The 10477-nt window shown below is 56.8% G+C and carries 6 protein-coding genes; 5 read left to right on the top strand and 1 reads right to left on the bottom strand.

The features are described 5' to 3' along the window. The first annotated feature begins 107 nt into the window (after positions 1 to 107). Together GHO41_RS04580 and GHO41_RS04585 are read left to right on the top strand one after the other, a co-directional pair. Positions 108 to 5144, top strand: a complete 5037-nt coding sequence (locus GHO41_RS04580) for a dermonecrotic toxin domain-containing protein (RefSeq protein WP_153433039.1) — start codon at positions 108 to 110, stop codon at positions 5142 to 5144. A 143-nt stretch (positions 5145 to 5287) separates the two neighbouring features. Further along, positions 5288 to 6397, top strand: coding sequence for an OpgC family protein (locus GHO41_RS04585; RefSeq protein WP_153433040.1), 1110 nt, complete (start codon positions 5288 to 5290; stop codon positions 6395 to 6397). Positions 6398 to 6474: 77 nt separating this feature from the next. Here the strand turns inward: GHO41_RS04585 and GHO41_RS04590 are convergent, their stop codons facing one another. Continuing rightward, a complete protein-coding gene (locus GHO41_RS04590; RefSeq protein WP_048367014.1) occupies positions 6475 to 7893 on the bottom strand; it encodes an amino acid permease in 1419 nt (472 codons plus the stop codon). A 400-nt stretch (positions 7894 to 8293) separates the two neighbouring features. On the opposite strand from GHO41_RS04590, the gene GHO41_RS04595 reads away from it, so the two are divergent. From GHO41_RS04595 to GHO41_RS04605, 3 genes are all read left to right on the top strand, one after another. After that, entirely contained in the window at positions 8294 to 8872 is a 579-nt protein-coding gene (locus GHO41_RS04595; protein WP_048367015.1) for a PadR family transcriptional regulator, read from the top strand. Beyond that, complete coding sequence (locus GHO41_RS04600) at positions 8869 to 9654, top strand: siderophore-interacting protein (RefSeq protein WP_153433041.1); 786 nt, start codon at positions 8869 to 8871, stop codon at positions 9652 to 9654. Before GHO41_RS04595 ends, GHO41_RS04600 begins: the two co-directional genes overlap by 4 nt. A gap of 266 nt (positions 9655 to 9920) precedes the next feature. Further along, a partial coding sequence (locus tag GHO41_RS04605) for an IS110 family transposase (RefSeq protein ID WP_153433042.1) occupies positions 9921 to 10477 on the top strand: 557 nt, incomplete at its 3' end.

Here is a 10477-nt window from a genome sequence, read left to right on the forward strand (position 1 = left end):
TTAAATACTTGTTTAACTGACCGCCCGCACCATCAGTTATTTAACCTATTAATAGCCGCAACATTATTCCTAGACTGGCATGACGTTCCCTACTGCGGATATAACTCATGTCGACTGTTCCGTTAACCAATACATCATTAAAACCACCTGATTTAAAAGACTTGGGCATTCATCACGACCTGATCAAAGCCAAGGCCCAACCAGCGATCAACAACTTTCATGCTTCATTGCTTCCAGCCCTGCACAATCAAGCCTATCCACCCGTGCCCGGTTACAACCTTCTGAGTGCTGAACAGCAACAAGGTCTTCGCGAACATCAGGCACTGTCTCGTACTAACCTGATCAATCTTCGCCAGTACCTGGACGACATCAGCAGTGTCGAAGCCTTTGCCGAACCCCTGTTGCAGGACGCCTTGCTGAAAGCGTTCGGAATTGACTGTGATGTCAGGAAAAACGTGATCACTCTCACGACGCTCAATACCTACACAAAGGAGATTGAGAGCCGGACCACGCAGACGCTCTTGCAGGCCGCCCTGCACAACTTTTTGCCTGAACAAGCTGAAAAAGGCGGCATTCCGAGAGGCTCACATCTCTGGGATTACAAGTCCACCCGCTCCAGCGACCCGGCGTCAAAATTGCTTGAGATTGACCCCGTAGCCTTCGCCCATTTATGCCGGGAACTGGATATCGGCAAACGTTACCAGGAACATCTGGCCGCCATTGTCAGCCCGCCGCAGGCCCGGGACAAACTCGCGATCGCCTCTGTCTTTAGCGCCCATGAGCGCAGCACGCTGTTATTGCAGGCCGATGTGGCCTTGATGAATAAACATATCAAGCCCGAGACCCACGCCACTTTAATGCGCTTTGGTGCGGGAGATGAACGGGCCTTGTATGGCAGCCTGCCCATTACTTGCAACTATATGAAACTGGATGAGGTGCAGTTCTCATCCATGATTCTTTTTCACGGCGACCCGCTTGAACAAGAACAACGCTGTATTGTTTATATCCCCGGCGACCCGATCAGTTGTTTAAAAGAGTACGACAACTTAAGAGCCGCCCACGCCGACTTGATGATTAAATTGCAGGATGCCACTTACCGTGAGTTCTTTATTCACCTGGCCCCTCAATCACAGAAACTTGCACTGACCAAACGTTTTAATAACCGTTTTGCAAAAGGCGGCAGAGACCCGTTGGGCATGACCCAACAGCCTGTCTCCGGCAATCTTTTTGAGCATTTATCTACCTACAAGACCCTGCAAATGATGGCGGATGCGCGGTTCCTCGCTGTGCCGACCGATGACATCAATCGCATCGCCTTAGTGGAGCGCCTGGAGCACTACCTGGACGTCAGCCTGAACGTGCTGAACGTTGCCGCATTCTTTGTGCCGGGACTGGGCGAGGTCATGGCCGTTGTATTTGCAGCGCAGATCATGAACGACGTTTACCACGGCATTGAGGCCTGGGAGCAAGATGACAAGGACCTCGCCTGGGCCTACACCAAAGGCGTGCTGATCAATCTGGCCACTGCCGCGGCAATCGGCAAATTAGCCTCGGATTTCGCCCGCCCGTTACCGATAAAACCTGTCCCGCTGATTGAGGAACTGGCGGTCTTTAGCCAAGAAGAGGGCCAAACCAAGCTTTGGAAACCCGATATCACCCCCTTCGAACATGACATCAGCCTGCCCCCGGCGCTTAAACCCGATGCGAAGGGCCTGTATTACCACATGAGCCGCTATTACCTGAAACTGGAAGACAAGCACTACAGCGTCGAAAAAACCGGCAAACAGACGTATCGACTGCTTCATCCAACGGAGCCAACAACCTACGGGCCCGAACTGTCGCATAACAACCATGGTGCCTGGAAACACGCGGCAGAAGAGCTTGCCGACTGGGATGAAAACACCATGTTCAGGCGCTTGCACCCCACCCTTAGCACCGTCGACAGTGAAACGGTTGAACAGATGCTGCATGCTTGCGATGTCGACGACGCTGAACTGCGTCAGGTGCACGTCGACCAAAGCCCGCCTCCGGCACTGCTCAATGACAGCATCACACGCTTGGCCATCGACCAGGACTTGCAACGTTTTATCCAGCGGATGCAGGCGGGAGATCGAACGGCCGACCCACAGATTCAGCTCCAACTACTCGTTGAGGAGGATATGTGGCCTCCCACCAAAGCCCTGCGTTTTATTGATATCCAGGGTAAAACCATCAGCGAGTACGGCAATAACCTGACCAAAAAACTGCCCATCATCCAAGTCCTCGACAGCCAGTTGCGCCGAGGTGAGATGTTGAAAGTCGTGCTCGAATCCTTGGCTCCCGAAGAAGTAACCGCGCTGGTGGGGCTCAGTACTGAGCAGGGTGAGATTTGCAGCAGCTTGACGGAAAAGGCCGAAGCCTTGCACAAACGCCTGACCCGGCGAGCCAGGCAACGGACTGACAAACTCTTTGCGTCGCGCTACACGTCGCCGCCCATGCCCGACTCCCCTGCTGCGCGGCAATTGCTCAAGCGCTTCCCCACCCTCCCCGGCCCGGTCGTCGATGAGCTGTTGGCCTCTGCCACGCAAGCCGAGTTTGAAGTACTCGACAAGCAAATACGGGTGCCCGTGCGCATTGCCCAGGAAGCTAACCTTTACGCTCAGGAGCTGCGCCTGACCCGGGCCTTTGAAGGCCTTTACCTTGAATACCTGAACAATGCCGACACGCAAAAGCTGCTTTTGCACAGCCTTGCGGACATGCCGGGCTGGTCGAAAGACGTGCGCATCGAAGTGCGTGACGGCGAGTTTTCAGGCCCGTTGCTCGACCATGTGGGCGCAGCCGATGCACCGATCCGTAAAGTGCTGGTCAAGGAAGGCAGCCAGTATCAAACCTACGACGCCAACCACCTTAGCCTGCATGGCCTGGATGACCTCTATGCCAGCGTGTTGCATGCCCTGCCCGATGCGCAACGCCGAACGTTGGGGTTTCCCCATCCGGCTCAGGGCCCGGCCCTCAAGGCAGCGCTTGCGCAGCGCGCGCCCATGAGCCGCAGCGCCCTGCGCGATGTACTGCAAATACCCCGTGGCCAAGACCCATCACCCATGCGACTGGCAAGAGGACGCCCCGTCGATTCATTCCCTCAGCCGGCTGCTGCGCGCTGCGCCCGGTCACCGTTCGCGTGCTTCAGATCAAGCCCGCGACGAGTCAGAAGCCTGATAACCGAGTTGTACCCAACCCATACAGCCGAGGCGGTTGAAGAGTTTTTGGGGCTTGAAGACCTCTACAGTCGCGAAGGCTTGCAGCGCCTTGAGGCCTTGAAGACAGAGTTTCGAACGCTGGTCAAAGACCTCGAAAACTGGAAAGCCAAACCGCCGGAACTGGCTCAGGTCAGCCCCCACCATGTACGCCTGGTGAACCCCGTAGATAAACAACGGGTCATCAACAAGTTGATCAAATGCTGGCAACGAAGAATCACTCAGCCCCTGGCCGGTATTGAAACGTCACTGGGTGAAACGCTGAACATAGAAGGAATCCATCTCGGGACGTTCCCCGAGCTCACCGCAGACTTCAGCCATGTCAAACAACTGCAGTTCAAGAACTTTTACCTGCAACCCGACATCAATGGACTTCTGAGGCAATTCTCCGGTTTGACATCACTCACACTGAACTCAACGCACTTGCTGGAAATACCTTCAAGCATTTTCGATTTGGCCTCATTGACCCATCTGAACCTGGGCGGCAACAGTATTACCCTGTCCGTTGAAGAGGCCGGAAAACTCAGCGAAATGACCCAACTGAACGTGCTGGACCTTAACAACAACCCACTGGGTGAAGTGCCCGACTTCACCCACATGAATCAATTGCAGCAACTGAACCTCAGAAACACTCGCCTCAGCACATGGCCCTCGGGCATCGAAACGCTGCAGGAACTGACGAATCTTGATCTTCGCGAGAACAACCTGACCGCTTTACCGCAGAGTTATTTCCAGTTGTCTCGAGAACGCTTGCGCAGCACCTATGTTCATGGCAACCCCCTGCCCGCCGCCACGCTTGAAGCAGTGTTGGCTTACCGAGAACAACTGGGTTTGCGCTTTGAAGCGCGCGTGCATGCGCGAGGCGCTGAGCCACATCCGGCAGACGTCTGGCTGGATAACACGCAGCATTCCGAGCAACGCCTGGACCAACTCGAACTCTGGTCAGCCGTGCAGGCCGAGCCCGGCAATCGGGATTTTTTCAGGGTGATTCATGACCTGTCGGAATCACCGGACTTCCGCTTTGCACGCGAACAACTAACCCAACGAGTGTGGCGTGTCATCGCGGCGGCCGCTGAAGACACTTCGCTCAGGCACGAATTTTTTGGCGGCGCGGTTGAGCATCAAACCTGCATTGACCGCGTCCAGACGGTATTCAGCCGATTTGGCTACAAGGTGCTGCTGCATGAGATCGGTCTACTGCAAGGCGTCGCCAAAGAGACCGAACTGCTGAAGTTGATCAAGGGGCGCACACGCCTGCTGCAACTGGATGACATTGCCCAAACCCAAATCGACCTCCAGACCAGCGCCTACAACACAGCCCGCGAGGAAGCTCGGCTCTCACCGGGACAGATCGCAGAACTCAAGCCTGATCCGCTTGAAGTACAGCTGATCTATCAGGTCGACCTCGGCGACCGCCTCGAACTGCCTTGGCAGCCTTCGCATATGAAGTTTCGCACCCTGGCGAAAATCACTCCCGCGCAAATTGAAGAGGCCTTTAACCTGGTCATTAACCAGGAAAAAATCCCCGGCTACCTGCCGAAAAAAATGCTCGAGGAAGAGCCCTGGGTGGATTACCTGACTGAGCACTACGGCGCAGAGATTGAGGCTGAGCGTGAGCCGCACTTACAGCGCATCAAAGACATCGATCAGTTGCAGGATCTGCAGGAACAGTGGGCCGAAAAGCAGGCCGAAGGCGACAGCGATGCCCTTCAATCGCTGACTCATGACTTGAAAGCCCTGGCGCAAAAGCTGGGGGTGGATGAGCAAAAGGTGTTTACCAAAGCGCCGATGCTCGATGAGGATTACTACGCGTTGCAACTCAAAGCCCGCGCTGAACTCGAAGAAGTGCTGGTCAAACTCACGCAAACCCTCCTGAATAAAAAACAACCGTCGATCATCCTCGACGAATAAAACTGAGCGGCCGTGACAATCAGTAATACCCACACTTTGCATTTATCGCCCAATAGCCTCACCCTGCGCGCCGCCGATGTGCGGCGTGCAATTTCTGTTACGCGCGTCAGTCTTTATTAACTTCTGTTTGAGAATTTGCCGTGATGATTAACGGACGCGACCACCGCATCGATTTTTTTCGCGGGCTGGCGCTGATCTTTATTTTTTGGGACCACATCCCGCACAACCCGCTGGCTGAACTGACCGTGCGTAATTTCGGTTTCAGTGATGCGGCGGAGATTTTTGTATTTCTGGCCGGTTATGCCGCCGTGCTGGCCTACGGCAAGATTGCCCGGCGTGATGGCTTGTTGATCGCCAGCGTAAAGATCTGGCGCCGCGCCTGGGTGCTGTATGTGGTGCATATCTTCTTGCTTGCCGTGTTGATGGGCATCGTCTTTTTTGCCAACAGCCACGTTGAAACCCGTGATCTGGTGCAAGAAATGGGCTTGCAGTACTTCTTGAGCAACCCGCAGCAGGCGCTCACCGATGAGTTGCTGCTGCGCTTTAAACCCAACCTGATGGACCCGCTGCCGCTGTACATCGTGCTGCTGATTGGCTTGCCGCTGGTCCTGCCGATGCTGCTGCGCAAGGCGCGCTACGTGGTGGGTGTTTCGCTGGCGCTGTACTTGATAGCGCCGTACTGGAACTTCGCCTCACAAGAAGGCGGCGTGTGGTTTTTCAACCCGATTGCCTGGCAGTTCCTGTTTATTCTCGGCGGCGCGCTGGCGCTGTATGGCCAGGACAACCCTGCGGTGGATCATCGACCGTTAAGCCAGCAACCGTTGTTTCTGGGCGCGGTGGTTTACCTGCTGGTCACCGGGTTGGTGGCGGTGTCATGGAAATGGCCGCACCTGCACGACGCAGTCATGCCCGTGGCGTTGGGCGAGTGGGTGTACCCCATCAGCAAGACCAACTTGTCCCCTCTGCGCTTACTGCACTTTCTGGCCTTGGTGTATGTGGTGGCCAAAATCGTGCCCCACGGCGAATGGCTGAACCAGTGGCTCGTCCGGCAAGTCTGCCGCATGGGTCGTTATTCGCTGGAAGTGTTCTGCCTGGGCGTGATCCTCGCCCCGCTGGCAGACATGTTCAATGCGCTGGGCGGCGACGGCTGGGCAGTGCAGGTGTTCAGCGCCCTGATGGGCGTAGGCCTGATGGCCGTGCTGGCCCAGTGGCTGGACTGGAACAAGCGGCTGGGGATGCCGCCTAAGGCATGACGTGTACCTCGCGATCTTTTGGTCTTTAAAAGATCGCGAGGCGTGCTCGCTTTTACAGGCAGCGTTTTAAGCAGACCTTAATGAGCAGAAGAAGCCACTGCGGTCTGATCTTTTGGCGACAGCTTGAACACGTAGAACAACACCGTCAGCAAGATCAGGAACGCCGGGCCTACAAACAGGGCCACGCGGGTTTCTTCAAAGTAGGCCATCAGCCCGACCACCATCAGCAGGAACGCCAGTGCCGCAAACGAGCTGTAAGGGTACAGCCACATGCGGTACTTGAGTGCGGCCGCCTCTTCACGGCTGAGGTTTTTGCGGAAACGCAGTTGCGCCAGCAAGATCATCAACCAGGTCCAGATCGCACCGAAGGTCGCAATCGCCGTCACCCACACAAACACCTTCTCTGGCGCCAGGTAGTTGAGCACCACGCCCAGCAGCAACATGGCAATCGACAGCAGCAGCGCGTTGCGCGGTACGCCGTTTTGCGAGGTGGTGGCGAAGTTGGCCGGGGCCTGACCGTTTTGCGCCAGGCTGTAAAGCATGCGGCCGGTGCTGAAAATGCCGCCATTGCAAGAAGACAACGCCGCGGTGATCACCACAAAGTTAATGATGCCGGCTGCGGTTTTGATGCCCAGGCGCTCGAACGTCATGACGAACGGGCTGCCTTGGGTGCCGATTTCGTTCCACGGGTAGATCGACAGGATGACGAACAGTGCGCCCACGTAGAACAGCAGAATGCGCCAGAACACCGAGCCAATCGCGCTAGGGATGGTCTTTTGCGGGTTGCGGGCTTCACCGGCGGTCAGGCCGATCATTTCGACGCCCAGGTAGGCAAACATCACCATTTGCAGCGACATCAGCACGCCCTGAATCCCGTTCGGCATAAAGCCGCCCTGGGTCCAGAGGTTGGAGATGCCCAGCGCTACGCCGTCATTGCCGAAACCGAAGGCAATGATGCCGATGCCGCCGATCACCATCGCGATGATGGTGACGATCTTGATCAAGGCAAACCAGAACTCGAACTCACCGAACGCCTTAACCGCGATCAGGTTGATCGAACCCATGCTCAGCAGTGCCGCGAGGGCCCAGATCCAGCGCGGTACATCCGGAAACCAGATGCCCATGTACACCGCCACGGCGGTGATTTCGGCAACGCACGTCACCAGCCACAGGAACCAGTAGTTCCAGCCGGTCAAAAAGCCCGCCAATGGGCCGAGGTAGTCTTGCGCATAGCGGCTGAAAGAGCCGGCTACCGGGTTGTGCACGGCCATTTCGCCCAGTGCACGCATGATCACCAGAATGGCCAGGCCACCCAGGATGTAAGACAGCATGATGGCCGGACCGGCCATTTCGATCGCTTTGGCCGAGCCCAGGAACAGGCCTACGCCGATACAGGCGCCAAGCGCCATCAAGCGGATATGGCGTTCGCCCAGTTCGCGTTTGAGCGGGCCGCCCTGCGCGGTTTCACCGTGGGGCTGGTGGTTGCCGACTGGCATAAAAGTACAACCTCATAATTGTTATTGGATGTGCATCACTAGAGCGTTCCAAGAGCCCGGCCGGTTGCCTGACTCCCCTTACAAAGGCCTCTAACCTCGTGGGTCGGACGTTCAAAAGGGAAATGCCCTACTGAGATCGGCGGCGAGTATTGCACAGGGTTGGTGCACAGTCATTCCCCTACCTAGGGCGTATTTACCCTGAGCAAGGGCTCTATCCCGTCACTTTGCGCGCCTGTAAAAACCTGTAGCCGCTGCCGAAGGCTGCGATGGGCAGCGTAGCGGCCCCATTTTCATCTGTCCTACTCCCCACCAAGATGAGAACAATTACCGTTCGTCAATTCTATTTGCACAATCTTAAGATATATCTTAAGTTGCTTCGCACACACAGAGGACGAAGACAATGAGAGAGCACCACCACCCCCATCACCGTGAACACAATGTCGGTCAAGACGGTTTTGAAAAACGTGCCGGTCAACGCGGCGGCCGAGGCCCGCGGGTATTTGCCCCCGGCGATCTGAAATTACTGCTGCTGGCCCTGGTGGCCGAGCAGCCTTGCCATGGCTACGACCTGATCCGCCAGATCGAAGGCATGTTCGATGGCGCCTACAGCCCGAGCCCGGGCGTGATCTACCCGACCCTGACCTTTCTGGAAGAGAGCGAGCTGATTGAAGGCGACGCCGAAGGCGGGAAAAAACGCTACAGCGTGACCGACGCCGGTCGCCAGTCCCTGCTCGATCAAGCCATTGCGCTGGACGGGGTGCGCATGCGCATCGACGTCAGCAAGCGCTCGCTGCGCGGCCATGACCGGCCTGCCGAAATTCACGAGGCGGTGCACAACCTGCGCCATGCCTTGCAGATGCACCACGGCCGCTGGAACCCGGCAGAAATTGCCCGGGTACGCGACCTGCTCAACAACACCGCCAAAGCCATCGTCGATGGCCCTGTTACTGCCCAGCCTGCGCAGGAGAACGCTGAATGAATACCGCTAACCCCCAAACCATTCACCGCGTCATGCATGAAATCAAACGTCGCAAGTTGGAGGTGCTGCGCGTGGTCGACCTGACCCCGCGCATGCGCCGCATCACGGTGGGCGGCCCCGAGTTGGCCGGTTTTATCAGTCTGGGCAGCGACGACCACGTAAAGCTGTTTTTCCCGCAGACCGCCGAAGAACAAAGCGCTCTGGAGAACGTAGAACTGAGCGGCGGGATCAAAAACAAAGTCATGCCGCCCATGCGCGACTACACCCCGCGCCGCTACGACCTGGACGCGCTTGAGCTGGATCTGGATTTTGTCTTGCACGGCGACGGCCCTGCCTCCACCTGGGCCGCGCAAGCCCAACCGGGCCAGTTCCTGCACATCGGCGGCCCACGCGGCTCGATGATCGTGCCGGATATCTTCGACAGCTACCTGCTGATCGGCGACGAAACCGCCCTGCCGGCCATTGCCCGCCGTCTCGAAGAGCTACCGGCCAATCGCCGTGCGCTGGTGGTGGTTGAAATTGAAAACGCCCAAGAACAACAGCCGCTGAACAGCGCTGCATCGGTTGAAGTGATTTGGGTGCACCGCGATGCGCCAGCAGAAGACCTGCTGAGCACCGTCGAACGCCTGAAGATTCCAGCAGGCGAGCTGTACACCTGGGTCGCGACTGAAAGCGCGCTGTCACGCAAAGTGCGCCGCATCTTGCTGGACACCCACGGCCTCAACGATGAATTCGTTAAAGCCGTCGGTTACTGGCGCCTGGACGACAGCCCGGAAGATTAATCCCTTACATTCCCTGTGTAGGAGGGGCCGCCCCGTCTTCGACGCCGCGCTGTCGCGCAGCAAACTGGGTCTAGAGTTGAAGAGCGCGCGCGGGGACAGAGTTCGTCGCTAGCACTGGTGTATCCGCACCCGAGTAGGAGAGTGATCCGCACGGTATCGGCGTAGAGTCGCTGAAGGCACGGCATGCCGTGACCTCGTATAAGAGAGTGAACCCTTTCGCCACCGTGTTCCCCCGCGCGCGCTTTTCAATCCTGCGAGGAATTGTCATGGCGCGCAAGAACCAAAAACGCTTTGAGATCATCCATCACGACTGTGCCGGCATTGATGTTGGCAGTCGTGAGCATTGGGTTGCGGTCAATCCTGATCGAGCCGACCCTCCTGTTCGAAAATTTCTGACCTTTACCGATGACCTGATCGCATTGGCCGACTGGCTTGCTTCATTGCAAATCAAAGTCGTGGCGATGGAAGCCACAGGCGTTTACTGGATCCCTCTTTTTGAAGTACTGGATGCACGAGGATTTGAGGTGTACCTGGTCAATTCCCGGGCGACGCGCCAGACCTCGGGGCGCAAGTCTGATGTCTTGGACTGCCAATGGATCTGGCAGCTCATGACCCATGGTTTGTTGAGCGGGGCTTTTCGCCCTGCAGACGAAGTCTGCTCGATGCGTTCGCTGGTGCGTCAGCGCGCCAATAAAGTCGCTGATCAGGCCAAAACGATCAATCGCATGCAGAAAGCCTTGAGCCAAATGAATATCCAGTTGGCCAATGTCATCAGCGACATTACTGGCGTAACCGGGATGAAAATTCTTCAGGCCATCAATCA

Source organism: Pseudomonas sp. FSL R10-0399 (genome assembly GCF_009600165.1).
GTDB classification, from domain to species: Bacteria; Pseudomonadota; Gammaproteobacteria; order Pseudomonadales; family Pseudomonadaceae; genus Aquipseudomonas; species Aquipseudomonas helleri.